23 protein-coding genes are annotated in these 26,854 nt (G+C 72.3%); 8 read left to right on the forward strand and 15 right to left on the reverse strand.

Translation table 11 applies throughout. The features are described from left to right. Nucleotides 1–23: 23 nt before the first annotated feature. The 8 genes from HD593_RS12675 to HD593_RS12710 all read right to left on the reverse strand — a co-directional run bounded on the left by HD593_RS12675 (nt 24) and on the right by HD593_RS12710 (nt 12,069). Entirely contained in the window at nt 24–1,124 is a 1,101-nt protein-coding gene (locus tag HD593_RS12675; RefSeq protein ID WP_312903446.1) for a winged helix DNA-binding domain-containing protein, read from the reverse strand. A 32-nt stretch (nt 1,125–1,156) separates the two neighbouring features. Then, nucleotides 1,157–2,851 (reverse strand): ABC transporter family substrate-binding protein, encoded by a 1,695-nt coding sequence (locus HD593_RS12680; protein ID WP_185102362.1) that lies wholly within the window; start codon nt 2,849–2,851, stop codon nt 1,157–1,159. 31 nt (nt 2,852–2,882) lie between these two features. Beyond that, the gene (locus HD593_RS12685; protein WP_185102363.1) at nt 2,883–4,907 is read right to left on the reverse strand and encodes a dipeptide ABC transporter ATP-binding protein; all 2,025 of its coding nucleotides are present in this window, start codon (nt 4,905–4,907) and stop codon (nt 2,883–2,885) included. Then, the gene (locus HD593_RS12690) at nt 4,907–5,812 is read right to left on the reverse strand and encodes an ABC transporter permease (RefSeq protein ID WP_185102364.1); all 906 of its coding nucleotides are present in this window, start codon (nt 5,810–5,812) and stop codon (nt 4,907–4,909) included. Before HD593_RS12690 ends, HD593_RS12685 begins: the two co-directional genes overlap by 1 nt. Next, nucleotides 5,812–6,792 carry an ABC transporter permease gene (locus HD593_RS12695; RefSeq protein WP_185102365.1) on the reverse strand — a complete coding sequence of 327 codons (981 nt, stop codon included), beginning with the start codon at nt 6,790–6,792 and terminating at the stop codon, nt 5,812–5,814. The genes HD593_RS12690 and HD593_RS12695 overlap by 1 nt, the downstream gene beginning before the upstream one ends. Before the next feature lie 107 nt (nt 6,793–6,899). Continuing rightward, on the reverse strand, nt 6,900–9,251 hold the full coding sequence (locus HD593_RS12700; RefSeq protein WP_185102366.1) for an AAA family ATPase: 2,352 nt from the start codon (nt 9,249–9,251) through the stop codon (nt 6,900–6,902). Between the two features lie 64 nt (nt 9,252–9,315). Further along, on the reverse strand, nt 9,316–10,212 hold the full coding sequence (locus HD593_RS12705) for a haloalkane dehalogenase (protein ID WP_185102367.1): 897 nt from the start codon (nt 10,210–10,212) through the stop codon (nt 9,316–9,318). 54 nt (nt 10,213–10,266) lie between these two features. Further along, nucleotides 10,267–12,069, reverse strand: coding sequence for a CHAT domain-containing protein (locus tag HD593_RS12710; protein ID WP_221524743.1), 1,803 nt, complete (start codon nt 12,067–12,069; stop codon nt 10,267–10,269). Nucleotides 12,070–12,321: 252 nt separating this feature from the next. Between HD593_RS12710 and HD593_RS12715 the strand changes: the two genes are divergently transcribed. From HD593_RS12715 to HD593_RS12740, 6 genes are all read left to right on the forward strand, one after another. Next, complete coding sequence (locus HD593_RS12715) at nt 12,322–13,851, forward strand: MFS transporter (protein WP_185102369.1); 1,530 nt, start codon at nt 12,322–12,324, stop codon at nt 13,849–13,851. 35 nt (nt 13,852–13,886) lie between these two features. Then, nucleotides 13,887–14,543, forward strand: a complete 657-nt coding sequence (locus HD593_RS12720) for a DoxX family protein (protein ID WP_185102370.1) — start codon at nt 13,887–13,889, stop codon at nt 14,541–14,543. Between the two features lie 94 nt (nt 14,544–14,637). After that, on the forward strand, nt 14,638–15,198 hold the full coding sequence (locus tag HD593_RS12725; RefSeq protein WP_185102371.1) for a hypothetical protein: 561 nt from the start codon (nt 14,638–14,640) through the stop codon (nt 15,196–15,198). Further along, nucleotides 15,182–15,745: an OmpA family protein gene (locus tag HD593_RS12730; protein ID WP_185102372.1), complete on the forward strand. Its 564-nt coding sequence runs from the start codon at nt 15,182–15,184 to the stop codon at nt 15,743–15,745. Before HD593_RS12725 ends, HD593_RS12730 begins: the two co-directional genes overlap by 17 nt. A gap of 34 nt (nt 15,746–15,779) precedes the next feature. After that, nucleotides 15,780–16,811: a LacI family DNA-binding transcriptional regulator gene (locus tag HD593_RS12735; protein ID WP_185102373.1), complete on the forward strand. Its 1,032-nt coding sequence runs from the start codon at nt 15,780–15,782 to the stop codon at nt 16,809–16,811. A gap of 130 nt (nt 16,812–16,941) precedes the next feature. Next, the gene (locus HD593_RS12740; protein ID WP_221524744.1) at nt 16,942–18,783 is read left to right on the forward strand and encodes a ricin-type beta-trefoil lectin domain protein; all 1,842 of its coding nucleotides are present in this window, start codon (nt 16,942–16,944) and stop codon (nt 18,781–18,783) included. A gap of 16 nt (nt 18,784–18,799) precedes the next feature. On the opposite strand, the gene sthA is transcribed toward HD593_RS12740, so the two are convergent. Then, a complete protein-coding gene (sthA, locus tag HD593_RS12745; protein ID WP_185102374.1) occupies nt 18,800–20,203 on the reverse strand; it encodes a Si-specific NAD(P)(+) transhydrogenase in 1,404 nt (467 codons plus the stop codon). Nucleotides 20,204–20,263: 60 nt separating this feature from the next. Here sthA and HD593_RS12750 point away from each other — a divergent pair, with 60 nt between their 5' ends. Further along, nucleotides 20,264–21,097, forward strand: a complete 834-nt coding sequence (locus tag HD593_RS12750) for a PhzF family phenazine biosynthesis protein (RefSeq protein ID WP_185102375.1) — start codon at nt 20,264–20,266, stop codon at nt 21,095–21,097. On the opposite strand, the gene HD593_RS12755 is transcribed toward HD593_RS12750, so the two are convergent. The 6 genes from HD593_RS12755 to HD593_RS12780 all read right to left on the reverse strand — a co-directional run bounded on the left by HD593_RS12755 (nt 21,075) and on the right by HD593_RS12780 (nt 25,986). Then, entirely contained in the window at nt 21,075–21,941 is an 867-nt protein-coding gene (locus HD593_RS12755; RefSeq protein WP_185102376.1) for a 5-oxoprolinase subunit C family protein, read from the reverse strand. The two genes, HD593_RS12750 and HD593_RS12755, sit on opposite strands and share 23 nt — an antisense overlap. Then, entirely contained in the window at nt 21,938–22,555 is a 618-nt protein-coding gene (locus HD593_RS12760; protein WP_185102377.1) for a 5-oxoprolinase subunit B family protein, read from the reverse strand. Before HD593_RS12760 ends, HD593_RS12755 begins: the two co-directional genes overlap by 4 nt. Further along, nucleotides 22,552–23,307 (reverse strand): LamB/YcsF family protein, encoded by a 756-nt coding sequence (locus HD593_RS12765; RefSeq protein ID WP_185102378.1) that lies wholly within the window; start codon nt 23,305–23,307, stop codon nt 22,552–22,554. Before HD593_RS12765 ends, HD593_RS12760 begins: the two co-directional genes overlap by 4 nt. A gap of 16 nt (nt 23,308–23,323) precedes the next feature. Continuing rightward, nucleotides 23,324–24,091 (reverse strand): thioesterase family protein, encoded by a 768-nt coding sequence (locus tag HD593_RS12770; protein ID WP_246547847.1) that lies wholly within the window; start codon nt 24,089–24,091, stop codon nt 23,324–23,326. An 8-nt stretch (nt 24,092–24,099) separates the two neighbouring features. Continuing rightward, nucleotides 24,100–25,590, reverse strand: a complete 1,491-nt coding sequence (locus HD593_RS12775; protein WP_221525786.1) for a hypothetical protein — start codon at nt 25,588–25,590, stop codon at nt 24,100–24,102. A gap of 171 nt (nt 25,591–25,761) precedes the next feature. After that, on the reverse strand, nt 25,762–25,986 hold the full coding sequence (locus HD593_RS12780) for a hypothetical protein (protein ID WP_080046301.1): 225 nt from the start codon (nt 25,984–25,986) through the stop codon (nt 25,762–25,764). Between the two features lie 154 nt (nt 25,987–26,140). Here HD593_RS12780 and HD593_RS12785 point away from each other — a divergent pair, with 154 nt between their 5' ends. Beyond that, a complete protein-coding gene (locus tag HD593_RS12785; RefSeq protein WP_185102380.1) occupies nt 26,141–26,710 on the forward strand; it encodes an HhH-GPD-type base excision DNA repair protein in 570 nt (189 codons plus the stop codon). Nucleotides 26,711–26,854: the final 144 nt, after the last annotated feature.

The following is a 26,854-nucleotide window of genomic DNA, read 5'->3' on the forward strand; positions in this document are numbered from 1 at the left end:
AGAGCGGTCCTTGCACCACGAAGCTAGGCGCTGAACGCGCCGAGCAGTTCGCGCATGCGCGAAACCGCCGCGTCCAGCGGCGCCCGGGGCACAGGGGCGGCGAGCTCGACAGCGAGGTCCCCGCCCTTGGCCTCCCACACCCCGGCCACCCGCCCCTCGTGGACGACGACGGGCGAGATCCAGCCGGCCTGCCTGCTCACCCTGGCCTTGAGCTCCGGCGGCAGCAGCGGCGCGAGGTCACGCGGCGCGCCCAGGATGTACTGGTCGAAGCCGGGCAGCAGGTGCACCTCGGACGAGGGCGCGGTGGCGGCGAGCGAGCCTAGGTGCTCGGTCAGGGCGAGCAGCGTGGTGCCGTCGTCGGCCTCCACCTCCGTCAGCTCGGGTGCCAGCTCCCGGAACCACCCCTTCAGCACGGCCTTGGGCGCCGTCCCCCCGAACAGCCACGTGTCGAACATCCGCGGCGTGGCCGGCCCGTGCGCGCCCAGGAACGCCCGCACCAGGCGCACCCCCGCCTCCTCCTGCGGCGGCAGCGAGGCGGGCCAGCCCGCGATCCAGGACCGGGGCGTGGTGAACGTCACCTTGCCCGCGCGCGGCGGCCCGTAGCACAGCTCGCCCAGCCGGCTCAGCGGCTTGAGCAGCGCGCCCCAGCCGGAGGCCAGGGCCTCCCGCAGGTGCGTGTCGCCCGTCCGCGCCACCACGGCGTCGACCAGCTCCTCCCTGGTCAGGCACCGCTCGCCGAGCGCGGCCGGCACGGCGTCGATGACGGCCGCGATCTCCCCGGCGGTGACGCCCTGGCCGCGCAGCCACGCGCCCTTCTCCCAGAAACGCAGCGTGCTCAGCGCCGAGCAGTAGTCGGCGAGCTGGTCCGACGGCACCAGGTGCAGGGTGCCGCCCCGCATGAGCCACGTCTTGACGAGCGTGCGCTCGCTCCACAGCGCCCGGTCGATCTCCCCGGGATCGGGCCGGGCGCTCCTGACCGCCACCGCGAGCCGGGCCGAGGAGGCGACCTGCGCCTGCACCCCGCACAGCCGCCGCGCGACCGCCACCGCGCCGGCGCCGTCGGCCGCGCTCACGAACTGCCGGCTCAGCCGCCAGGCCAGGATCTGGGACCACGTCACTTTCACCCGGCAAGTTCTACACCCGATCGCGGACAGGTTCAGTCCGTGAAGCCGATGTCCTGGTAGCGCAGGTCGTCGAAGCCGCGGGCCCCGATGTTCGCCAGCTCCTGCCGTACGGCCACCATCTGGGGTCGCTGGTAGAGCGGCAGCACGTTCACCTCCTGCCAGATGAGGCGGTCGGCCGCCTGCGTGGCTGCCCGGGCGCGTACGGGGTCGAGGCTCTGCGCGGCCCTGTTCATGGCCTCGTCGATGGCCGGCGACCCGGTGCGGCCGAAGTTGGCGTTCCAGTTCTGCCCGTTGGTGGCGTTGGCGTAGATGCCGTAGCTGCTGGAGACGGGGAACGGGGTGCCGATGTAGGCGAACGGGGTGAGGTCGAAGTTCCCCGGGATCACGTACTTGGTGAAGAAGTCGTCGCTGGGCACGGCCTTGATCGTGATCTTGACGCCGATCTGGCCGAGCATGCTCTGCACCAGCTCGCCCTCCGCCTTGCTGATCTGCACCCCGGACGGCACCACGAACCGCAGGTCGAGGGGCTTGCCGTCCTTCTGCCTGACCGCGCCGTTCAGCTTCCATCCGGCCGCGTCGAGCAGCTGCTTGGCCCTGGCCGGGTTGTAGACGCCCAGCGCTCCCGCGTTGTCCTGGTAACCCTCCTGGGTGTTCATGAAGAAGTGGTTGTTGAGCAGCGCGATCGGCCAGTCCAGCCCCTGGAGGTCCGACTGGGCGATGGCCTGGCGGTTGATGCCGAGCTGGATGGCCTGCCGGACGTTGCGGTCCTTGAGCAGCTCGCTGGAGCCGTTGAAGGTGATATGCCGGAAGTCGGGGCCGGCCGCCTGGCGGACCTGCGCGCCCGCCGTGGTCTTGGCGCGCGCGTAGTCCGGCGCGGACGTGCCGACGTCGATGACGTCGAGCTCGCCGTTGTTGAACGCCCCGATCAGCGAGTCCTGCTCCGACGCCCGATAGATGATCTTGTCCAGCTTGGCCCGCTCGCCCCACCACGCGGCGTCCCGCACGATCGTGATCGTCTTGGCCGTCTGGTCGAACCCGCCGAACTTGAACGGCCCCGCCGTCACCGGGATCCTGTTCACCCACGCGTTGTTGAACGCCTGCGCGCTGCTGTTGGTGGCGGCCGGCAGCAGCGGCCCGAACAGCGCCTGCCAGTCACCGAACGGCTTGCGGAACGTCACCACCACCTCGTGGTCGTCCTTGCCCCTGGCCACCTTCTCGATGTCCTGGTAGCCGGTCGAGGAGACGATGTGGAAGGCAGGGTCACGCCCGCTGAGCGCCTGCCACTGCGCCTGGTAGTCGGCCCACGTGATCGGCTTCCCGTCGGACCACCTGGCCTTCGGGTTCAGCGTGTACGTCACGACCTGCTTCGGCCGCTGCTCGGTCACCTTGGCGTCGAGCACGTAGTCGGGGTCCACCGAGATCTCGGCCTTCTCGTTGGACGTGAACGGCGACGGCAGCAGCGCGTTGCTGATCACGGCCGCCATCGCCAGGTTGCCGTCGACGTGGTTGCGGTTCCACTGGGTGGGGAACTCGTTGATGCCCCAGCGCAGTGTCCCGCCGTCCTTGACCTTCTCGCGTGGCTGCGGGTTGAGGTCGGAAGCCTTGATCGTCCGCTCGTCCCCGGCGCTGTCCTGGCCTCCCGGGCCGCTTCCCTGGCCTCCGCCGCAGCCCGCGGGCAGCAGCGAAACCGCCACGGCGACGGCCACGACCAGACGTGATGCTTTCATCGCGGGAAATTCCTCCTGGATCGAGCGAGGTCTAGACGACTTCGCGTCTCTCTGCGTAATGGCAGGCCGCACCCTGGTCCTCGCCCACGGGCCGCACCTCGGGCTCGACGCCGACGCAGAGCTCGCGCTCCTGGTCGGTGAGCTCCGTGCGGAACTTGGGGCACCTGGTGCGGAATCGACAGCCCGTCGGAGGGTTGGCCGGGCTGGGCAGGTCGCCTTCGAGCAGGATCCGCTCGCGGGCACGCTCGCGAGCCGGATCGGGCAGCGGGATCGCCGAGAGCAGCGCCTGGGTGTACGGATGGGCCGGACTGTCGTAGACCGCGTCCACCTGGCCGATCTCGGCGATCCTGCCGAGGTACATCACGGCCACCCGGTCGGCGATGTACCGCACCACCGCCAGGTCGTGCGCCACGAACAGGTAGGACAGCCCGAGCCTGGCCCTGAGCGAGCCGAGCAGGTTGATCACGCCGGCCTGGATCGACACGTCGAGCGCGGAGACCGGCTCGTCGAGCACCAGCAGCCGGGGCTCCAGCGCCAGCGCCCTGGCGATGCCGATGCGCTGCCGCTGCCCGCCGGAGAAGTCCTGCGGGTAGCGGGCGGCGTGGGAGGGGTCGAGGCCGACCAGGGCGAGCAACTCGCGCACCCGCCGCCCAGAGTCGCCCCGCCCGTGCGTACGCAGCGGCTCGGCCAGGATGTCGTGCACGGTCATGCGCGGGTCGAGCGAGGCCAGCGGGTCCTGGAAGACGACCTGCATGTCGCGCCGGATCTCCCTGCGCTCGGCCCTGCCCAGCCTGGCGATGTCGTGCCCGAGCACGGTGATGCCGCCCTCCTGGGGCGGGGCGAGCTCCAGGATCTGCGTCAGCGTGGTCGTCTTGCCGCTGCCCGACTCGCCGACCAGCCCCAGCGTCTCGCCCTGCCGGAGGTCGAAGCTGACCCCGGCCACCGCGTGCACGGTGCCCACCCGGCGCTTGAACACCGCGCCCTTGAGCAGGGGGTAGTCCTTGACCAGGTGGTGCACCTCCAGCACGGGGCGCTCGCCGCGCACGCGTAGCCGGGGGCCCTCGGCCGGCGCCTCGTGCCGGCCCGGGCCGCGCGGATGCGCCTCCTCCCACCGGATGCACGCCGCCCGGTGCGCCGGGCCCACCTCGAACAGCGGCGGCTCCGCCTCGTCGCACGCGGCGATCCGCATCGGGCAGCGCGGCGCGAACGGGCAGCCTGGCGGCAGCGCGGCCGGCGAGGGCGGATTGCCCTCGATGGGCGTCAGCGGCTGCCGCCCGCCCCGGTCGACCCGCGGGACGGAGCCGAGCAGCCCCGCGGTGTACGGCATCCGCGAGCGGTAGTAGATGTCGTCCACGCCGCCCACCTCGACGGGCCTCCCGGCGTACATGACGAGCACCCGGTCGGCGAACCCGGCCACCACCCCCAGATCGTGCGTGATCATGATGATGGCCGCGCCGGTCTTGGCCTGCGCCCGCTTGAGCACTTCCAGCACCTGCGCCTGGATGGTCACGTCGAGCGCGGTGGTCGGCTCGTCGCAGATGATCACGTCGGGGTCGTTGGCGATGGCCATCGCGATCACCACGCGCTGCCGCATGCCGCCGGAGAACTCGTGCGGGAAGGCCAGCGCCCGCTCGGCCGGCCGCGGGATGCCCACCAGCTCCAGCAGCTCGATCGCCTTGACCAGGGCCGTCTCCTTGCCGACCCGCTGGTGCACGCGCACGGCCTCGGCGATCTGGTCGCCCACCCGGTAGACCGGGGTGAGCGCGGACAGCGGGTCCTGGAAGACCATCGACATGGATTTGCCGCGCAAGGAGTTCAGGGCCCGCTCGGGCGCGCCGATCAGCTCCCTGCCGCGCAGGCGTACCGAGCCGGTGACGCGCGCCCCCGGGGGCAGCAGGCCCATCACCGCGGCCGAGGTGACCGACTTGCCCGAGCCCGACTCGCCCACGATGCCGAGCACCTCGCCAGGGCGTACGGCATAGCTCACCCCGCGCACGGCCCGCACGTCGCCGAACGACACGTTGAGATCGGTGACCTCCAGCACCGGCTTGTCCATCACGCCCTCCCGGAGGAGGGGTCGAACGCGTCACGCAGCGCGTCGCCGACGAGGTTGACCGCCAGCACGGTGACCACCAGCAGCCCGGCCACGAACCAGAACGTCCACGGCGCGTACACCGCGGTCTTGGAGCCGTCGGCGATGAGCGTGCCGAACGACACGTCGGGCGGCTGGATGCCGAACCCGAAGTACGACAGCGACGTCTCGGTGAGGATCGCGCTGCTGACGTTGAGCGTGGCGTCCACGATGAGCAGCGACGACAGGTTGGGGATCACGTGGCGGAAGATGATCCGCACCGGTGGCACGCCCATGTAGCGGGCCGCCTGGACGAACTCGCGCTCCTTCACCGAGATCGCCATCCCCCGCACGATCTTCGAGGTCACCATCCACAGGAACAGCGCCAGCATGACCACGAACAGCGGCCACTGCCCCGGCCCGAACAGCGGCGACAGGATCGCCAGGATCAGGAACGCGGGCAGCACGAGCAGCAGGTCGGTCACCCAGCTCAGCACCCGGTCGGTCCAGCCCAGGAAGTAGCCCGCGAACGCGCCCACGACCGCCGCCAGCGCCGTGGAGACCAGGGCCGCCAGCAGCCCGACGACCAGCGACTTCTGCATGCCGCGCAGCGTCACGGCGAACACGTCGGAGCCCGTTTGGAGCGTTCCGAACCAGTGCCGTGCCGACGGCGGCTGCATGAACGCGGTGAAGTCCTTGTCGGTGTAGGTCCACGGGCTGAACAGCGGCCCCACGAAGGCCAGCAGGAACATCAGCGCCAGCACCGCGAACCCGATCAGCCCCTGCGCGGAGCGGAAGAACCGCCCGGCGACCATCCGCGCCCTGGACGGCGCCCTGGTCGGCACGCCGCCGGCGAGCTCCTCGGCCTGCTCCTCCTGCGACAGCGTCATCAGGCCCGCACCCTCGGGTCGAGCGCGGCGTGCAGCAGGTCGGAGGCCAGCGAGGCGCACAGGATGGAGACGGCCGCCAGCAGCGAGATGGCGGCGACGGTGTTGACGTCGTTGCTGAAGATCGAGTTGATGAGCTGCTCGCCCAGCCCGTGCCAGCCGAAGATCTTCTCCGTGAACGTGGCGCCCGTCAGCAGCGCCCCGAACGTGAACGCGAAGTAGGTCGCCACCGGGATCATCGCGGTGCGCAGCGCGTGCCGGGTCAGCGCCCTGCGCCTGCTCAGCCCCTTGGCCCTGGCCGTACGGACGAAGTCGGCGCCGAGCACGTCGAGCATCATGTTGCGCTGGTAGCGGCTGAACACCGCGATCAGGCCGACCGACAGCGAGACCGTCGGCAGGATCAGGTGCTGCAGCCGGTCCACCACCTGGTTCCACAGGCCCTCGACGTCGGCGCTGTACTCGCCGCTGACCAGCAGCACCTGGCGGCCGAACAGGTGCTGGTTGGCCCACGCCGCGATCAGGATCAGCATGTTGGCCAGCACCACCACCGGCACCGCCAGCACCAGGAACGACAGCCCGGTGGACAGCCGGTCGAACCAGCCGTACTGCCGGACCGCCGCCAGCGCGCCCACGAGCACGCCGAGCAGGCTGCCGCACACCAGCCCCAGGATGACCAGCCGGAACGTCACGCCCATGCGGCGCTTGAGGTCCTCGTTGACCGGCGCGCCGGCCACCGTGCGGCCGAAGTCGCCGCGCAGCACGCCGCCCGCCCAGACGGCGTAGCGCTGCAGCAGCGGTGTCCTGTCGTTGAGGTTGAGCGCGGTGAGCTGGGCGTCGACCACGGCGGGCGGCGGCTTGGGGGTGCGGTCGGCGTAGTTGGAGCGGGGATCGAGGGCCGTCGCCGCCAGAAGGTAGGCCAGGCTGGCGGCCACGACCACGAGCACGGCGTAGTTGAGCAGCCTGCGGGCCAGGAACCCCGCCATCGCTCCCCCTCCTGCACGCCCCGCACGCACGACCGAGCCACCGGACTCATCGTAGTCACATTGCTACACCATGTGAGCATCGCGGCGCACGGAACATGCGAAGAAGGTCAGCGTCCGGAGAGTTCGTCCACCGCGGTGCGCACGTCCTCGCTGGTGATCGTGGTCAGGTCGGCCGAGCTGGCCGAGCCGCCGCGCGAGGCGTGGGCGGCCAGCCGTACGTCGCGCCGCATGGCCGCCCGCTCGAACAGGGACCTGGCGAAGCGGCCGTTGCCCAGGCCGTCGATCAGCCGGTCGTCGCACACCCAGGTGAACACCTCGTCCAGCCGCTGCAGCGCCTCGTCGTCGAAGGAGTCGCCCGACTTCTCCGCCAGCAGCACCGCGATCTGCGACAGCTCGCGCGGGGAGTAGCTGGGGAAGGCCACGCGCTGGTTGAAGCGGCTGGCCAGGCCGGGGTTGGTGGCCAGGAACGCGTCCATCTCGCGCTCGTAGCCGGCCAGCACGACGACCAGCCGGTCGCGGTCGTCCTCGGCCCGCTTGAGCAGCGTCTGCACGGCCTCGGCGCCGAACGCGTCGCCGCCCTGGTAGCCGGGGTTGACCAGGCTGTAGGCCTCGTCGATGAACAGCACGCCGCCCAGCGCCCTGTCGACCAGCTCGTTGGTCTTGATCGCGGTCGCCCCGAGATGCTGGCCGACCAGGTCGGCCCGGTGCGCCTCGACCACGTCGGGCCTGGCCAGCAGGCCGAGCGCGGCGAAGATGCGGCCCAGTACGCGGGCGACCGTGGTCTTGCCGGTGCCCGGCGGGCCGACGAACACGAAGTGCCGCATCTGCTGCGGCGTGGGCAGCCCGCGCTCCTGCCGCATCCTGGACACCTGGAGCTGCGCCGCGATCGCGTGCACCTGCCGCTTGACCGGGGCCAGCCCGGCCATCCTGTCGAGGTCGGCCAGCGCCTCCTCCAGCGTGGGCGTGGCCACGTAGCCGCGGAAGCGGGCGGTCAGCTCCTCGAACGCCTTGGTCACGTCGGGCGTGGTCGTGGTGACGAGGTCCTGCGTGCTCGGCGTGCCGCCGGCGCCCACCACGCGTACGTCGCGGGCCTGCGCGGCGGCCTCCACCAGGCTGCGCGCGAACCGGGCGTTGCCCAGCTCGTCGACCAGGCCGCGGCGGTGCACGTCGTCGTAGAGGCCGAGCAGCACCCGCTTGGTGGCGTCGTCCATCTGGTCGCCCCTGCGCCGCTGCAGCAGCCCGGTGACCTCGACCAGCTCGGCGGGGGAGTAGCCGGGAAAGCGCACCCGCGTGGCGAACCTGCTGGCCAGCCCGGGGTTGCTGGACAGGAACGAGCCCATCTCCTGCTCGTAGCCGGCCAGGATGATGATCAGCCGGTCGCGGTCGTCCTCGGCCCGCTTGAGCAGCGTCTGCACCGCCTCGGCGCCGAACCGGTCGGGCTGCCCGTCGGAGGAGTTGACCAGCCCGTACGCCTCGTCGATGAACAGCACGCCGCCCAGCGCCCTGTCGACCAGCTCGTTGGTCTTGATGGCGGTCGCGCCCAGGAACTCGCCCACCAGGTCGGCCCGCTGCGCCTCCACCACGTACGGCGTCTCCAGCAGGCCGAACGCGTAGAAGATCTTGGCCAGCGCGCGGGCCACGCTGGTCTTGCCGGTGCCGGGCGGGCCGACGAACACGAAGTGCCTGGTGGGCCGCTCGGCGGTGTAACCCGCCTCGGCCCGCAGGCGTGACGCCTCGATGGAGGCGGCGATCGAGCGCACCTGCTCCTTGACCGGGACCAGCCCGATCATGCTCTCCAGCTCGGCGAGCGCGTCCTCGACGGAGATCTGCGGCGGCGCGCCCGACCGGTCGTGGGGGGCCTCGGGCCTGCCCTCGCGGCCCCTGACGCGCACCTGCTGCTCCTCGGCGGCCACGCTCTCCGCGCGGACCTTCCTGGCCAGCACGAACCGGTAGCCGAGCACGGCCATGGCGGCGGCGCAGGCCACCCAGACGGCCGTGCCGTCGGAGACGGGGGAGATCGCGGCGGCGAGCACTCCGGCGGGGGCGAGCGCCATCAGCGTGCTCACCCACGGCGTCACCCAGCGGATGAGGTGCGCCGCTCCGGCGACGGGCAGGGCGAGGAAGACCATCACGTGCACGGTGGCGGCGCCCTCGGGGAACAGCCGCCCGAACACCTGCAGCGCCAGAGCCATCCAGCCCGCCACGACCAGCGCGGTGGCGGCGGCCCTGGGATAGCGCATGGTCAGCGCGACGAACGCGAGCAGCAGGAGCACGAGGGGGAAGGTCTTGAGCAGGTCCCACCCGAGCGCGGCGCCCACGCCCATGGTGACCACGAGCACGACCACGTAGATCACCCGGCGCACGGCCGGGGGAATCTGGAAATACCGCAGCCGAACCTTCTCGAACAGATCCCGCGCCGCGGCCCGCCCCGCGATCTGGGCCCTGCCGGACTCACGCATCACGCCTCCCCGGTCCGCCCCCGGTTATACCGCACCGGACCGACTATTGGGCGGTCCTGACACGCTAGGTGGAGGTCACGAAAAGGGCTATCTGACGGCCGAGTTCCGGCCCCGCGTCCTCCTGGAGGAAGTGCCCGGCGCCCTTGATCACAGGATGTCGCAGGCCGGCCGCGCCTTGCAGCGATTTGCGCAATATGGGAGCCATGCCCCCCGTGATGGGGTCCCCGTCGGAGAAGGCCACCAGGACCGGCCTGTCGAGCGTGGTGAGAACCTGCCAGGCAGCGCGGTTGGCGGGCGCGGCGGGATCGCCGGGCGCGATCGGCACCAGCCCGGGCATCGCCCGCGGCCCCGCCTTGTACGACTCATCCGGGAACGGCGCGTCGTAGGCCGCCCGCACCTCCTTCGGCAGCTCGCTCGCGCACCCGGCCTGGACGAGCCTGCCGACGTCCAGCACCGGGGCCTTGAGCACCGCGTTCCTGAACCGGTGCCACACCTCGGGCATGGGAATGTCACCCGTCGGCAAGCCCGTGTTGGCGGCCACGATCCGCGCCACGCGCTCAGGGTGCTCGGCGGCCACCCGCAGCCCGATCAGCCCGCCCCAGTCCTGGCCGACCACGGTCATGCCGTCCAGGCCGAGCGCGTCGAGCAGCAGCGCGCGGGTCCACTCGACGTGCCGGGCATAGGTGTGGTCGGCCAGGTCGGCGGGCTTGTCGGAGCGGCCGAACCCGATCAGGTCCGGCGCGATCGCGCGCAGCCCGGCCGCAGCCAGCTCGGGCATGACGTGCCGGTAGAGGAAGGACCAGCTCGGCTCGCCGTGCAGCAGCACGACGGGCTCGCCGCCGGCGGGGCCGGCCTCGACGTAGGCCATGCGCAGGCCGTCGCCGACCTCGGCGTAACGGAGCTCGTAGGGGAAGCCGGGCAGGTCGGCGAAGCGATCGTCCGGGGTGCGCAGGATTCGCATAGAACAAAGTTCTACCCGCTGCCGCCGCCCCGCGCCAGAGGCGCCGCGCCATGTTCAGCGGCGCTGGTGCCGTCCGGGGAACTCGCCGAACAGCACCTGCTTGGGCGTCACCCGCAGCACGTCGGAGTCGGCCCTGGCGACGCCGCGCACCTCGACCCAGAACCGCCGCTGCAGCGGATCGGTGGCGAACACCGCCACCCTCGGGTCCTCCTCGATCGCCGCCCACGCCGCCGTCTCGGCGATCAGCCGCAGCTCGCCCGAGGAGGTGACGGACGCCACCGCCCCGGCCACCCGCGGCCCGAGCGCGTCCCCGTACGACAGCACGATGCTGCGAGCGTAGGAGAACGTCTGGCGCACCTCGGGATTCAGCGCCACCGACGGCCCGGCCCCCACGGGCAGGTCGCACATGAGCAGCGACGAGCGCCACGGCCCAGGCCCGCCACGCCACCACGCCTGCAGCCCTCGCAGCGCGAACACCAGCGCCGCCGCGCCCACCGCCCCGAGCCCGGCCCGCCACGCCCACGCCGCCCACCCCGGCACCCATCCCGCTGTAGACCCCGCCACCCATCCAGCCGCCCCCAGCAGCCCGCCCGCCGCGCAGGCCACGGCCGCCGCCACCACCAGCCAGGTCGCCGTGGCCAGCCACGGATCCCCCCGGTGATGCGCGCGCCGCCGGGCGCGCAGGTAACCCCGCACCATCGGGTACGGCACCGCCACCGCGGCAACCGCCGCCCGCGGCTCCACCACCAGCGCCCCCGCCACCAGCGTCACCAGCACCGACCAGGTCCTGCCGAGCACGATCCACAGGGCCACCCCGGCGTTGCGCCTGGCGGTCCGCTCGCCCTCCCGCGCCGGCTCCGTCACGGCGAGCGCCCGCAGCGGCCGCCCCCGCCACGACTCCGCCAGCGCCCGCACCGCGGCCAGCGCCGGCCAGCCCAGCACGACGATGCCCGCCAGCCCCGCCCAGACGGGATCGAACGAGGGCGGCAGCACCCGTACCGCGCCGAGCAGCAGCCACGCGGCGAACGCCGCCACCGACAGGGCGGCCGACACCACCGACACCCCCAGCCAGGGGTCCCGCCCGAGCATCGCCCGCGCGTACGGCCAGACGCCGACCCGCCGCGCCTGCCGCACCGTGAGCGGGACCAGCAGCAGGAGCACCGCGCAACCGGCGAGCCTGGCCTCGGCGCCCCGGTCGAGCAGCAGCGCGCACGCGGCGATCCCCAGCGTGGCCACGGCGAGCAGCAGGCGCACCTGGCGGGACCAGACCTCCAGCGCGCGCCTGGCCCGGCCCGTCTCGCGCGGGTCGACCGGCCAGGCAGGGTCGTGGTGCGGCCGGGGCCGGTCCCAGCGCAGCAGCGCCAGCCCCAGGTTCACGCGGGCCTGCGGGTCGGCGGGGTCGATGGCGAGCGCGGCCCGGTAGGAGCGCTCGGCCCGCGCGTGCTCGCCGCGCAGCAGGGCGAGGTCGCCGAGCATGACCTCGGGGGCCGGCTCCTCCGGCGCGAACTTCCTGGCCAGCCCGGCCTGCTCCACCGCCTCCGCCCAGCGTCCCGGCACGCGGCGCAGCACCGCGGCCAGGCGCAGCCGGGCCTGCCACGAGCCGCGGGCCAGCTCCACGGCCCGCTCGGCGGCGGGCACGGCCTCGGCCTCGCGGCCCAGCCGCTCGTGGGCCAGGCTGATCAGCCGGTGCGCCCACTCGGAGCCGGGATCGAGGTCGGCGGCGCGGCGGGCGGCGTCCAGCGCGGATTCGGGGCGGCCGGCGTTCAGCCTGGTCAGGGCCTCCTCGCACCATTCGCGTGAGGACCGGTCGGGAAGGTTGCCTGTTTTGCCGCTTTCGTCGGTCCCCACGCGTCCCATGATCGGCTGGCGGGCGATTGTTGGATAGATCCCGACATATGGCTGTATCTCTCTAGAGAGGTGTGCGGTGGCCGTGGATCGGCCGATACCGCTATCACAACCCCCCGGCATGGCCTAAGCTGCCACGCAAGCCGGGAGCGCCGGGATCAGGCCGCAGAGCTCGGGAGGAGCGAGTGACGAGCCGCGGTTCCGCCGCCGCCGACCACCAGCACGTGCGGGCCCTGTGAAGCGGATCGGCCTGCGAGGAGGCCCATGACCGTCACACAGGCCGCATCCTTCGTACGCGCTGCCGACCGGGACCCCCAGGACCGCCGCTGGTCCATTCTGGTGCTGCTCTGCCTGAGCCTGCTGCTGATCACGGTCGACGCCACCGTTCTGCACATCGCGGTGCCCGCGCTCACGGCCGCGCTCGAACCGTCCGCGGTGCAACTGCTGTGGATCATCGACATCTACTCGCTGGTGGTCGCGCCGCTGCTGATCATGTTCGGCACGCTCGGCGACAAGTACGGCCGCAAGCGGCTGGTCCTTTGGGGCATGGTGCTGTTCGGCCTCGCCTCGGCCGGAGCCGCGTTCGCTCCCACCCCGCTCACGCTGATCCTGGCCAGGGCCCTGCTCGGCGTCGGCGGCGCGATGATCATGCCGGCCACGCTGTCGCTGATCCGCCAGGTCTTCACCGACCGGCGCGAGCGCGCCATCGCCCTGGGCGTCTGGAGCGCCGTCGCGGCGGCGGGCGCCGCCGTCGGGCCGCTCATCGGCGGCGTGCTCGTCGGCGTCTGGTGGGGCGCGGTCTTCCTCATCAACGTGCCGATCCTGCTGGTGCTGCTGCCCGCCGCGAAGCGCCTGCTGCCCGAGTCGCGCGAGCGCCGCCACCGGCCGTGGGACGCGCCCAGCGCCGTCCTGTCGGTGGTCGGCATCCTGGCGCTGGCGTTCGGGCTGAAGGAGGCGGGCTCAGGGAGCCTGATGCCGTTCTGGGCGTCGGTCGTGGTGTTCCTGGCCGGGCTCGGGCTGCTGGTGGCGTTCGTACGGCGGCAGACCCGGCTGCCCGCGCCGTTCCTGGAGATCGGCCTGTTCAGGCGGCGGGAGTTCACGACCGGCGTCGCGGGCGTGCTGCTCGGCGTGTTCGCCCTGGTGGGCCTGCAGCTCATGCTCGCCCAGTACCTGCAGCTCGTCCTCGGCGACAGCCCCGTGCGGGCGGCGCTGCGGATGCTGCCCCTGGTCCTGTCGGCCATCACCGGCGGGCTCGCCGCCGCCCACATCCTGCCCAGGGTCGGCATGCGGGCCACCATGAGCGGCGGCCTGGCCCTCGTCGCGCTCGCCCTGACCCCCACCCTGACCTGGGGCGTCGAGGGCCATCCGGTGATGCTGGCGGTGTGCTTCGTGGGCATCGGGTTCGGCGTGCAGGTGGCGCTGCTCGCCGCCTCCGACACGATCATGGCCGCCGCCCCCGAGTCCCAGGCGGGCGGGGCCGCGGCCATCGAGGAGACCGCGTACGAGCTGGGGGCCGGCCTGGGCGTGGCCGTGCTCGGCACGATCACCACGATCGTGTACGCCCCCGGCCTGCCGTCCGTGCCCGGAGTGCCGGAGGGCGGCATGGACAAGGCCAGGCAGTCGCTGGCCGCCGCCGCGCACGTCGCGGACGAGGTCGGCGGCTCCGCGGGCGGCGCGCTGCTCGACGCCGCCCGGTGGGCCTTCGTCAACGCCCTGCACACGACCGTGGTCGTGAGCGTCGTCCTGCTCAGCCTGACCGCCGTCGTGGTGGCCATGCTGCTCAGCCGTGATTGAGGTGTGCCATGTCCCGATTAGGGCAGACAACTACCGTGAAACAGGCCCTCCGTGACCTTGCCGCATTAGTCGCCCGCATCGCTGTGGGCGGTATCTTCTTCGCCAACGGGTGGACCAAGCTGGAAGACGGGCTGAAGATCACCGGGGCGAAGTTCCTGGAGCAGGGCGCCCCCGCGCCCGGCGCCTGGGCCACCGTCACCATGCTCGCCGAGCTCATCGGCGGCGCGCTGCTCATCGCCGGCCTCGCGGTCTCCACGACGGGGCTGATCCTCTTCGCCGAGGCCCTGGCGGTCTTCCTGGTCGCCACGCCGCTCAACCCCATCACCACGAACGAGCTCATCCTGCTCGGCGCCGCCTCCCTCCTGCTCGCCGTGGTCGGCGCGGGCCGCATCTCGGTGGACCACATGGTGGTGATCCGGCGGAGGGAATCGGAGGCGGCGAGCGAGTTCGCCGCCGACACCGAGGCCGACCGGGTCATCGCCTCGCTCAGGGAGCCGGACCAGCCCCCGCCGGCGGCGTCCGAGCAGGAGGTCTCGCCCATCGAGGACACGGCGCCGCATCCCCGGCCCCGCGGGCAGGCGGAGCAGAAACGCAACGAGGACCCCGCGCCGAGCCCCGCACCCGGCGACACGCTGGTGGCGGGCCGCAAGAAGCCGCCGGCCCGCACGCGCCGCACCTCGACCGACTCCTAAGGAGACCGGCACGGACCAGGCTCCTAAGGAGACCGGCACGGATCGGGGCGAATGCCCGGATCTTCCCCCGATCCGTCGCTACACTTCACGACCCATGACGCTGACGAAGGCCCTGACCGTCGTGACCCTCGCCGCGTTGGCCGCGGGGTGCCAGTTCGCCGGGCCGGCCCCGGCCGCCAGGGACGCGCCGTCCCGGTCCGAGCCGGTCGCCGGGACGACCACGGCGCCCCCGGCCACCGTGCCGCCGGACAAGGTCCTCGCCGCCAGGGAGGGCACGCTCGGGGGGCACACGTTCAACGTCGAGATCGTCCAGCTCCTGCGCAGGGAGCGCTTCGTCAACCTCACCTTCACCGCCACGGTGACCAAGGACGGCGGCGGTCTCGGCTGGCAGGTGCACAACGCCTTCGCCGCCGTCCCCTCGCAGAACCCGACCGTGGACGGCGTCTTCCTGGTGGACGTCAAGAACGCCAAGAAGCACCTCGTGGCCCTGGACAGCGAGGGCAGGTGCGTGTGCAGCCGGATCGAGGCGCTGTTCCTCAAGCAGGACCAGAAGGCGGTGTTCTCGGCCACCTTCGCCGCCCCGCCCGCCGACGTGGGCTCCGTGGACGTGCACATCCCGAACGTGGGGACGCTGGCGAATGTACCGATCTCTTAGTGCCGCGGCCGCGCTGCTCGGTCTCCTCAGTCCCACGCAGCCGCCGCCGGAGGGCGGGGAGCCGGTCACCGCGCCGGTCATCGACCTCAGCGGCAAGGTCCTGGACGCCAACGGCAAGGTCCTGGACATCGGCGAGCGGATCTCCAACCTCGACGAGTCGGTGACCGACGAGACGAGGGGCACCCAGCGCAGGATCATCTTCGCCGCCGACGTGCTGTTCGCCTTCGACAAGGCCACGCTGACCGGCAAGGCCAGGAGCCGCCTGCGGCAGGCGGCCGAGTCGCTCCGGAAGGAGGCGGCGGGGAAGGAGGTCAAGATCGACGGGTACACCGACGCCAAGGGCTCCGGCTCCTACAACCTGGAGCTGTCGCAGCGGCGGGCGCAGGCGGTGCGCGACGCGCTCGGCGAGCTCGTCCCCGGCGTCACGTTCACCGTCGCCGGGCACGGCGAGGCCGATCCGGTGGCCCCCAACGCCCTGCCGGACGGCGGCGACAACCCCAAGGGCCGGGCCAAGAACCGCAGGGTGGAGATCAGCTTCACCCGGTGAATATCCTGGCGGCACAGCCGGGCAGGGGGCAGCGATGACGGGCAGGGCGCGGGCGACGGTCAGGGACGTCGCGGCCGAGACGGGCCTGTCCATCGCCACCGTCTCCCGGGTGCTCAACGGCCAGTCGAACGTCGCCCCGCACACCCGCGAGCTGGTGCTGGAGGCGGTCGGCCGGCTCGGCGACCAGGCGCCACGGCCGCGCGCCGCGCCCGGCGCCCAGGGCGGGGCCCAGGGCGGGGCGGTGTACGTGCGCTGCCCGTACGTGCTGACCGACTACTTCGGGCTGATCGTCTCCTCGGTGGGCGAGACGATCGAGCTGCACGGCAGGCAGATGATCCTCGGGCCGGGGGAGTCGGCGCAGCGCACCGCGGTGCTGCCGGGCCTGCCGGAGCGGCCGGGTGTCGCGGGCGCGATCCTCATCCTGCCGCCCGAGCCGGGCGAGGAGCTGGTACGCCTGCGCGACCGCGGCTTCCCGTTCGTGGTGATCGACCCGCGCACGCCGCCGCCGAAGGACATCGTGGCCGTGTCGGCCGCGCACTTCGCGGGCGGCCGCAAGATGATGGCGCACGTGGTGGAGCTGGGCCACCGGCGGGTCGGGATCATCGGCGGCCCGGTGAAGTGGCTGCCCAGCGAGGCCAGGCTGGCCGGCTACACCGCCTCGCTGGCCGACGCCGGCGTGCTGCCCGCTCCGGAGCTGCTGCGCCACGTGCCGGAGCCGAACATCGAGCACGGCTACCTGGCGGCCCGCGAGCTGCTCGGCCTGCCGGACCGGCCGACGGCGCTGGTGGCGTTCAACGACAAGATGGCGGTCGGCGCGCTGCGCGCGGCGGCCGAACGCGGGCTGAGCGTGCCCGGCGACCTGTCGGTGGCGGGCTTCGACGACATCGACATCAGCCGGGCCGCCTCGCCCGCCCTGACCACCGTGCGCCAGCCGCTGGAGGAGATGGGCCGGATGGCGGTCACCCTGCTGATGCGGCTGCTCAGCAGGCACACGCTGGAGGCGCTGCACGTCTCGCTGGGCACCGAGCTGATCGTCCGCGGCTCCACGGGCCCGGCTCCGCGCTGACTGTTTCATTTGTTACATCGGTTGACTCGCCCTGTTGACTCATGCTCTGCTGCTCAAAGCAAGGCGGTGTTTCATCGTTGTTTCATTTGTTTCAAGGGCATCACCCCCCAGCCCTGAGAGGACCTCTGCCGTGTCCAGAATCCTTCTGGCGCTCGCCTGCGCGCTCGCCCTGGTGGGCGCCGCGCCCCTGCCGGCCGCCGCCGCGAACGAGCCGGTGAACGTCTGGCTCACCACCACCTCCGACTCCGGCGGCCGCACCGTCACCCGCGGCCTCGCCCAGCAGGCCTCCATCGCCTTCGGCCCCGCCGGCGGCACCGCGAACCACACCATCAACGTCAACGAGGGCACCACGTACCAGCAGTTCGAGGGCGGCGGCGCGTCGATCACCGACACCACCGCGTACCTGCTGCGCGGCGGCCCGGTCAGCGCGGCCACGCGCGACGCGGTCATGCGCAAGCTGTTCCACCCCACCGACGGGATCGGCCTGTCGTTCGTCCGCAACCCGATCGGCGCCTCCGACCTGTCGCGCCCCGGCATGGTCTCGCTCGACGACACCTGCTGCGACCTGAACGACTTCGGCGCCAACGGCTACGACACGAACGTGCGCCTGCTCACCGTCCAGGCCAAGCAGCTCAACCCGGCCCTGCGCGTCAAGGGCGTGCTGTGGAGCGCGCCCGGCTGGATGAAGGACAACGGCCGGATGGACCAGATGGGCTGGCTCAAGTGGGAGTACTACGGCATGTACGCCCAGTACCTGGTCAAGTACATCCAGAGCTACCAGGCCGCCGGCGTGCCCGTGGACTACCTCTCCGTCCAGAACGAGCCCAACTGCTGCCAGGCGGGCAACCCTACCGCCATGAACTACCCCGGCATGTCCTGGAACGCCTCCGGCCTCATCGAGCTGACCAAGAACTTCGTCTACCCCGCCTTCCGGGCCGCCGGCATCAACACCAAGATCCTCGTCCACGACTGGAACTACGGCGACTACGCCCAGATCGGCCAGCCCATCCTGGCCGACGCCGCGCTGCGCAACGACCCGCTGTTCGGCGGCATCGCCTGGCACGGCTACTGGGGTGACCCGGCCGTCGGCACCCAGGTGCACAACCAGTACCCGTCGGTACGGCAGTTCAGCACCGAGCACTCGGGCGGCACCTGGATCGCCAACCAGCACAACGAGGACATGGCCGACATCGTGACCTACGCCCGCAACTGGAGCGGCAGCCTGGTCAAGTGGAGCCTGGCGCTCAACCAGCACATGGGCCCGCACAACGGCGGCTGCGGCACCTGCACCGGCCTGATCACCGTCCAGGAGGGCGGCTCCCGCGCCGGCCAGGTGGACTACACGATCGAGTACTACACGACCGGCCACCTGACCAAGTTCGTCAGGCCCGGCGCGTACCGCATCGACTCCACCGCCAACGCGACGATCCAGAACGTGGCCTACCGCAACCCCGACGGCTCCAAGGCCCTGATCGCGCACAACGGCGGCACCTCCGCCCAGTCCGTCAGGGTCAACTGGGGCGGCCAGTCCTTCGTCTACTCGCTGCCCGCGCGGACCACGGCCACGTTCACCTGGTCGGGAACGACGTCCTCAGGCGGGCAGATCACCGGGCTGGCGGGCAAGTGCGTGGACGTGGCGGGCGGCAGCAGCGCCGACGGCACCGCCGTCCAGCTCTACACCTGCAACGGCACCGCCGCCCAGCAGTGGACGAGGCCGGGCGACGGCACGCTGCGCGCCCTCGGCAAGTGCCTCGACGTCCGCGACCACGGCACCGCCGACGGCAGCCGCCTCCAGCTCTGGTCCTGTACGGGCGCCGCCAACCAGCAGTGGACCCACACCCCGGCCCGCGACCTGGTGAACCCGGCGGCGGACAAGTGCGCCGACGTCACCGGCAACACCAGCGCCGACGGCACCCCGCTGCAGCTGTGGACCTGCACCGGCGCGGCCAACCAGAAGTGGACCCTGTCGTAAGACGCCGGAGCCCGGCTCACATCTCCGCGGTGAGCCGGGCCACCGTCCGCATCTTGTTCATCGCGTCCAGCGCCGCCACCTTGTACGACTCCGCCAGCGTCGGATAGTTGAACACCGCGTTGACCAGGTAGTCCACGGTCCCGCCGCAGCCCATGACCGTCTGCCCGATGTGCACCAGCTCCGTCGCCTGCGTGCCGAACACGTGCACGCCCAGCAGCCGCCGGTCCTCCGAGGACACCAGCAGCTTGAGCATCCCGTACGAGTCGCCGATGATCTGCCCCCTGGCGAGCTCCCTGTACCGCGAGACGCCCACCTCGAACGGCACCTTGTCGCGGGTCAGCTCGTCCTCCGACTTCCCGACGAAGCTGATCTCGGGGATGGTGTAGATCCCGATCGGCGGCAGGTCGTGCAGGTCGCCGGCCGGCTCGCCGCAGGCGTGCTGCGCGGCCAGCCGCCCCTGCTCCATGGACGTGGCCGCCAGCGCGGGGAAGCCGATCACGTCGCCCACGGCGTAGATGTGCGGCACCTCGGTGGCGTAGTTCTCGTCCACCTTGATCCGGCCCCGGTCGTCGGCGGCCAGCCCGGCGGCCTCCAGGTTCAGCTCGGCCGTCTTGCCCTGGCGGCCCGCCGAGTACATGACGCAGTCGGCCGGGATCTTCTTGCCGCTCTCCAGCAGGGTCAGCGCGCCGCGCGGGCGGCGCTCGACGGCCGCCACGTTCTCGCCGAACCTGAACGTCACCGCCAGGTCGCGCAGGTGGTACTTGAGCGCCTCGACGATCTCCAGGTCGCAGAACTCCAGCATGCGCTCGCGCCGCTCCACCACCGTCACCTTGGTGCCGAGCGCGGCGAACATGGAGGCGTACTCGATGCCGATCACCCCGGCGCCCACCACGACCAGCGTCTCGGGCACCTTGTCGAGATGCAGGATGGCGTCAGAGTCGATCACCGTCCTGTCGTCGAACTCGACGCTGGACGGGCGGGCGGGCGAGGTGCCCGTGGCGATCACGATCCTGTCGGCGGTGACCTTCTTCTCCTCCTCGCCGGTGATCCCGATCGTGTGCTCGTCCAGGAAGCGGCCGGTGCCGTGCAGCACCGTCACGTGGTTGCGGGCGAGCTGGCTGCGGATCACCTGGATCTCGCGGCCGATCACGTGCTGGGTGCGCATCCCGAGGTCGGCGACCGTGATCTCGTCCTTGACGCGGTAGCTGGCGCCGTACAGCTCCCGCTGGTTGAGCCCCGTGAGGTAGAGGACGGCCTCGCGCAGCGTCTTCGACGGGATCGTGCCCGTGTTGATGCAGACGCCGCCGATCATGTGCCGTTTCTCGACCACCGCGACGCGCCTGCCGAGTTTCGCCGCCGCTATCGCGGCCTTCTGCCCACCTGGTCCCGAGCCGAGGACCACAACGTCAAAGTCCGCCACACCGTCCAGTCTGCGGGCGGCGTGTTAACGGGGAAAGACCCGTCTGGGAGACTCCGGAATATGTTGCGAAGATTCACCCAAGTGGACGTGTTCGCCGCCGGCCGCCCGTACACGGGAAACGCGCTCGCGGTCGTGATCGACGGCGACGGGCTGAGCACGGAGGAGATGCAGCGCTTCGCCCGGTGGACGAACCTGTCGGAGACCACCTTCCTGCTGCCGCCGACCACCGGTGAGGCCGACTACCGGGTCCGCATCTTCACCCCCGACACCGAGCTGCCCTTCGCCGGGCACCCCACGCTGGGCTCCTGCCACGCCTGGCTGGAGGCCGGGGGTGAGCCGCGCAAGGAGGGCGAGGTGGTGCAGGAGTGCGGCGCCGGGCTCGTGCGCGTGGACGCCACGGACGCGGGGCTCGCGTTCCAGGCGCCGCCGCTGCTCCGTTCGGGGCCCGTGGACGAGGAGTTCCTGGGCCGGATCGTCGCGTCGCTCGGGATCACCCGGGACGACGTCGTGGACGCGGAGTGGGCCGACAACGGGCCCGGCTGGGTCGGCCTGCTGCTCAAGGACGCCGAGGCCGTGCTCGCGCTGCGCCCGGGGACGGTGCCGCACGACATCGGCGTGGTGGGGCCGCACCCCGAGGGGTCGCCGTGCGCGTTCGAGGTGCGGGCGTTCTTCCCCTTGCAGGGCGCCACGGTGGAGGACCCGGTGACGGGCAGCCTGAACGCCTCTCTGGCGCAGTGGCTGCTGCGGACGGGCCGCGCCAAGGCCCCGTACGTGGCCGCGCAGGGCACGGCGATCGGCCGCGAGGGCCGCGTGCACGTCTCCGCCGGCGACGGCGGCGCCGTCTGGGTGGGCGGCGACGTGATCACCTGCGTCACGGGTCACGCCGAGTTGTGAACCGTACCTCCTCGCCCGGCCTGAGCTGGGCGAGGACGGGCAGGTCGGCGCCGCGCACCACGCCGATCACCGGATAGCCGCCCGTCGGCGGATGGTCGGCCAGGAACACGATGGGCTGCCCGCTCGGCGGCACCTGCACGGCCCCGGCCACCATGCCCTCGCTGGGCAGCTCGCCCTCCTTGGCCCGCTCCAGCCGCGGGCCGCGCAGGCGCACGCCGACACGGTTGCTGTCCTGCGTCACCGTGTACGCCCGCCCGCACAGCTCCGCCATCGCCTCCGGCACGAACCAGTCGTCCCGCGGCCCCGGCAGCACCCGCAGCACCGCCGGCCGCGGCCCGGGCAGCACCCGCAGCACCGCCGGCCGCGGCCCGGGCAGCGGCGCGAGATCGACGGAGATCACGCCCTCCGGCGGCCCCACCGGCAGCAGCGTGCCCGCCCGCAGCGGCTCGGGCCCCAGCCCCGACAGCGAGTCGGTGGAGCGGCTGCCCAGCACGGCCTCGACCGCGATCCCGCCCCGCACCGCCAGATAGGTGCGCAGCCCCCACAGGGGCGCGCCCAGCCGCAGCTCGCCGCCCGGGGGCACCCAGAACGGCGCCCCCATGCCCGTCCCGGCGAGCGGCGCCCCGGCCAGCGCCGCCCAGGCCCCGTCGAGGAAGCGCAGCCGCGCCCCGCCGAACGTCAGCTCGATCCCCGCCAGGCCCTCGGCGTTGCCGACCAGCCGGTTGGCCAGCCGCAGGCTCGGCGCGTCGGCCGCCCCCGACCGCGGCACCCCCAGATGGGCGTGCCCGGGCCGCCCCAGGTCCTGGACGGTCGCGTACGGCCCCGGCGTGACGACCTCGATCATGCCGCCTCGAACCGCACCCGCATGCCCGGCCGGAACAGCGACGGCGGATCGCCCGCCACGTCCCACACCCGCACCGCGGTGCGCCCGATCAACCGCCACCCACCGGGCGAGGCCGCCGGATACACCGCGGAGTACGGCCCCGCCACCGCCACCGACCCGGCGGGCACCGACGTGCGCGGCGTGTCCAGCCGAGGCGTCTCCAGCACCGGATCGAGCCCGGTCAGGTAGGCGAACCCCGGGGCGAACCCCAGCCACCCCACCACCAGCTCCCGCCCGGTGTGCCGCGCGACCACCTCCCCGGCGGGGATCCCGGCCAGCTCCGCCACGGAATCGAGATCCGCCCCGTCATAGACCACGGGAATCGTCACCAGCGGGTGGTCCTCGCCGGCCCCCGCCACGACCTGGTCCCGCTCCCGGCGCGTGACCTCCTCCAGCCGCGCCCGCAACCCGGCCTGATCCGCCCCCGGAGCCACCACGAGCACCGTCTCGGGCCCCGGCACGATCTCCGCGACGCCCTCCGGCCGCCGGGCCCGCAGCGCCGCGTCGACCCGGTGCGACAGCTCCAGCGACCCGGTCTCCACGAGCAGCGCGTGCTCCCCGGCCGTGCGGATCACGCGAACGCCTGCAGGACCACTCCGGCCGCCAGCAGCTCGTCACGCACTCCCTGCGCCAGCCTGACCGCGTCAGGCGTGTCTCCGTGGACGCAGATGGAACGCGCCGAAATCGGTACGGAACTCCCGTCAGCGGCCGTCACAGAGCCTTCCACGGCCATCTGGCGGGCACGGGCGGACACCGCGGCGGCGTCGTGGATCACCGCGCCCTGCTCCCGCCGCGGCACCAGCATCCCCGCCGGGGTGTACGCGCGGTCGGCGAACGCCTCGCTCACCGTCGGCACGCCCTCGGCCGCCGCCACCTTGTGCACCACGGAGCCCGGCAGCGTGAGCACCGGCAGTGACGGGTCGTAGTCGGCCACCGCCTCGATCACCGCCGCCGCCTGGGCCTCGTCGCGGCAGATCCGGTTGTACAGGGCGCCGTGCGGCTTGACGTAGGAGACCCGGCCGCCCATCGCCCTGGCGATGCCGTCGACGGCGGCGAGCTGGTAGAGCACCTCGGCGCACAGCTCCTCCGGCTCCACGTCCATCTCCCTGCGCCCGAAGTGCGCCAGGTCCCGGTAGGACACCTGCGCCCCGATCGCCACGCCCCGGTCGACGGCCGCCGCGCACGTGCGCCTGATCGTCACCGGATCGCCCGCGTGGAAGCCGCACGCCACGTTGGCGCTCGTGACGATGTCGAGCAGGGCGAGGTCGTCGCCCAGCTTCCAGATGCCGAAACCCTCGCCCAGGTCCGCGTTGAGGTCGATCACCATGCGTCCATCATGGCGGTTACCCCTGCCTCGGCGCGACGAACAACGTCTGCGTGGCCGCGCCGATCTCGCCCGCCACGTCGAACAGCGTCGAACGGGTCAGCCCGCGGCCCGACGGGCCGATCACCGTCTCCGCCTCCATGCAGATCCACTCGCCCACCGGCGCGCGGAACAACGAGATCGTCAGGTCCACGTTGACGAACACGTGGGTGTCGAAGCCGAGGGCTGAGCTGATGCCGTTGCCGCTGTCGGCGAACACCGCGACCCGCTCCACCGCGTCCGGCTCCTCGCCCGCCACCAGCGGCACCGTGAGCCTGCCCCACGCCGTGGCCGGGCCCGTCTCCTCCGCGCTGCCGGTGACGAAACGCCAGTCGAGCGCCTTGCCGTACCCGAAGCCGGACTGCAGCCACGACCGTCCGTGCCGCTCCTCGCGCGGCGGGACGGGCGGGGCCTGCCGTACCGGGGTGGGCGGCGTGCCGGCCTCGCGGATGCGCCACGCGGTGGCCCTGACGAGCTCGCGGCCGCCCGACGACACGCTCGCCGACAGGCACTGCACCCGCTTGCCGTCGCGTACGACGTCGGTCGCCACCTCCAGCTCGGCCACGGGTACCGGGGCGAACACGTCCACCACCAGCCTGGACAGCTCCAGCCCCGGGCGCGGCGCGGTCCGCGCCAGCTCGTGCGCGACCAGCGCGGTGACCGGGCCCATATGCTGGCTGCGCGGGTCCCACGGGCCCTGCGTGTGCTCCGACGCCAGGTAACGGCCCTCGCTCAGCCGCTCGTACATGGCCACGGTCAGAACTCGTCCGGGATGTCGGCGATGTCGTCGAGGGCCGCCGCCAGCTCCTCCGGATCGCCGCCGATCCGCTCGGCGATCTCGATCAGTACGTGGAGCACGTCGTGGCGGTCGTGCCCCAGGTCGAGCAGGCGCTGCGCCGCCTCCCAGAGCTGCGGCGGATCGCCGTCCCACAACCTCGTCGCGATCTCCTCGTGCCAGGCCAGGTGCTCCTGGTCGATCGCGCCGCCGTGGTCGATCTCGAGTAACGTACGGCGGTCGGCCTGGTCGGCCGGGTCGAGCTTGTCCAGCTCGATCCCGTTGTGCGTGCCCTGCAGGTAGGGGAACGCGAAGGCCCGCCTGGCCAGCGCCGACAGGTCGCCGTCGGGCAGCAGCCGCTCCAGCAGCGGCCGGTCCAGCCCGAACGACGTCGGATCCCGGTAGGCCTCGGGGAACTTCCCGATCGCCTCCCACACCGCGTCGAGCGTGGCCTTCAGCCCCTGCTCGGGCAGCCCCGTGCGGTGGGCGGCGAAGCGCACCCACGCCGACAGCACGTGCGGCATCGCCTCCTGCTCGGCCACGCTCAGCATCACCTTGCGCGGCAGCCAGTCGAGCAGGAACGTCTCGCACTTGGTCGGGCTCACCCGCAGCGGCCGGTTGAAGTCCTGCTCGCACCCGTAGTCGATGATGTGGTCGGCGCAGCGCGAGGCCGCCGACGGGTCGGACAGGTGCTCGGCCGCGTCGGAGGCCAGGAACTCCGCCGCCAGCATGGCCCGCCGCTCCCTGCTGTACGGGGCCTCGATGTGCAGCGGCGCCGGCCGCTTGCGCCCCGGCGGCAGCGCCTTGAGCCTGGCGCGGGCGAAGGCGTGGTAGGCGCTGTAGCTGTCGCTCACCGGCGGCGGCGTCTTCGGCTCCCTGGTGGCCTTCATCGCCGACTCCAGCAGCGCCCTGGCCTGCTCCGGCTGGATCTCCTCGAACAGCAGCAGCGGGTTGCCCGCGGCCTCGGCCCTGGCCTGCTCCAGCAGCTTGTCGACCTGGGAGGACACCCAGGCGTCGCGCGCCATGCCGCTCATGTTGTGGTCGACCACCATGACCAGCGCGTGGCGGTCGATCGGCTGCTCGCTGTCGTTCCAGCGGTAGGCGAAGGTGCAGATCACGGTGTCCTGGTCGCCGTACGCGTCGCGCGAGACGTAGCAGCCGGCCGGCTTGACCGCGCCCACCCGGTCGGCCCAGCCCGGCCTGGCCACGCCCGACTCCATCATCGCCAGCGCCGCGCCCTCGGCCTTGGCGCCCTGCCGGGCCGTGCCGAGATAGGCCAGGCAGATCAGCAACGTCAGCGAGGCCGGCGTGCCGGCCTTGGCCGCGTAGTCGACCAGCCCCTCACCGAGCACCTGCTCGACGTCGCCGCCCCTGACCCTCCTGCCCCACCAGGCTCCGATCATGTCGGAGACCATCAGCTCCGCGTCGAGAGGGGTGCGTACGGCCAGCAGCTCGCGGGCCGCCTGCACCATCTCCTTGAACACGTCGTCTGGCGGGGTGCTCTCCCGGGGATCTCGTCGGTGTCGGCGCACACCCTCACTCTCTCGTATTCCGGGCGCGAACGGTGCGGAGAACACGGCCCGGTGACCCCGATGTTATCGGCGGGCACGCGGGCGCGGGCACCGTCGCCTTCCCCGGGCGCCCTAGCGGAGGCTCCGGGGAGGAGGCGCGGAGTTCACGATCGCGAGCAGGTGCTCGCGGGCGATGCGTTCCACGATCTCGGGCGTGGCGGAGATGCCCAGGTGCTGTGCGCACGCGCACACGTCGGCCACGCAGCGGTCGATCGTGTCCACGGGTACGGTCAGGAACTCTTCGGCCAGCCTGAGACTGACCGGCTCCCGCAGGAACCGTGTGGCCAGAGCGAGCATAGGAGTGAGATTCCTCTGGAGGCCCGGGGGCAAACCCCCAGGAATGTCTGCAGGGCGACTTGCGCTCTCATTTCACCTTTTCTCGGGCCAGTGTCAAGGCTCCGCGACGTCTGTGTTCACTTCACCCGGCGAGCTTTCGTGCGAAGCTGTCTCCATGCGCATCCAGCTCGCCCAGCGGAGCGAGGCAGACGAGCTCCTCGGCCGCAGCCCGCTCGCCCTGCTCGTCGGCATGCTGCTCGACCAGCAGATCCCCATGGAGTGGGCGTTCACGGGGCCCTACACGATCTCCCAGCGGCTCGGGCACGACCTCACGGCGGAGGAGATCGCCTCCTACGACCCCGAGGCGTTCGTCGCGCTGCTGGCGGAGAAGCCGGCCGTGCACCGCTACCCCAAGTCCATGGCGGGCCGGGTCCAGCAGCTCGCGGCCTATCTCGTCGAGCACTACGACGGGCAGCCGGAGAAGATCTGGGCCGACGCCGCCGACGGCAAAGAGTTGCTGAAACGACTCATGGCCCTGCCGGGATACGGCAAGCAGAAGGCCCAGATCTTTTTGGCATTGCTGGGCAAGCAGCTGGGGGTGCAGCCGTCAGGCTGGCGTGAGGCGGCCGGGCTCTACGGCGAGGAGGGGTCACACCGGTCGGTCGCCGACGTGGTCGACACCGACAGCCTGGGCCGCGTGCGGGCCGCCAAGCAGGAGGCCAAGCGGGCGGCGAAGAGCCAGTAGGGACAGTAGCCTGACGGGCGTCCGCCCCGGCGATCCGGCCCCGGCGATCTGACGCTGTAACCTGATCTTGCTGCGCAATGTGGAGCGACTTTGACAGGATGCGTAGACCCTAGAGGCGACCGGGCCGCGGCGGGGGCTTCCGTC

The sequence above is a fragment of the Nonomuraea rubra genome, assembly GCF_014207985.1.
Taxonomy (GTDB): domain Bacteria; phylum Actinomycetota; class Actinomycetes; order Streptosporangiales; family Streptosporangiaceae; genus Nonomuraea; species Nonomuraea rubra.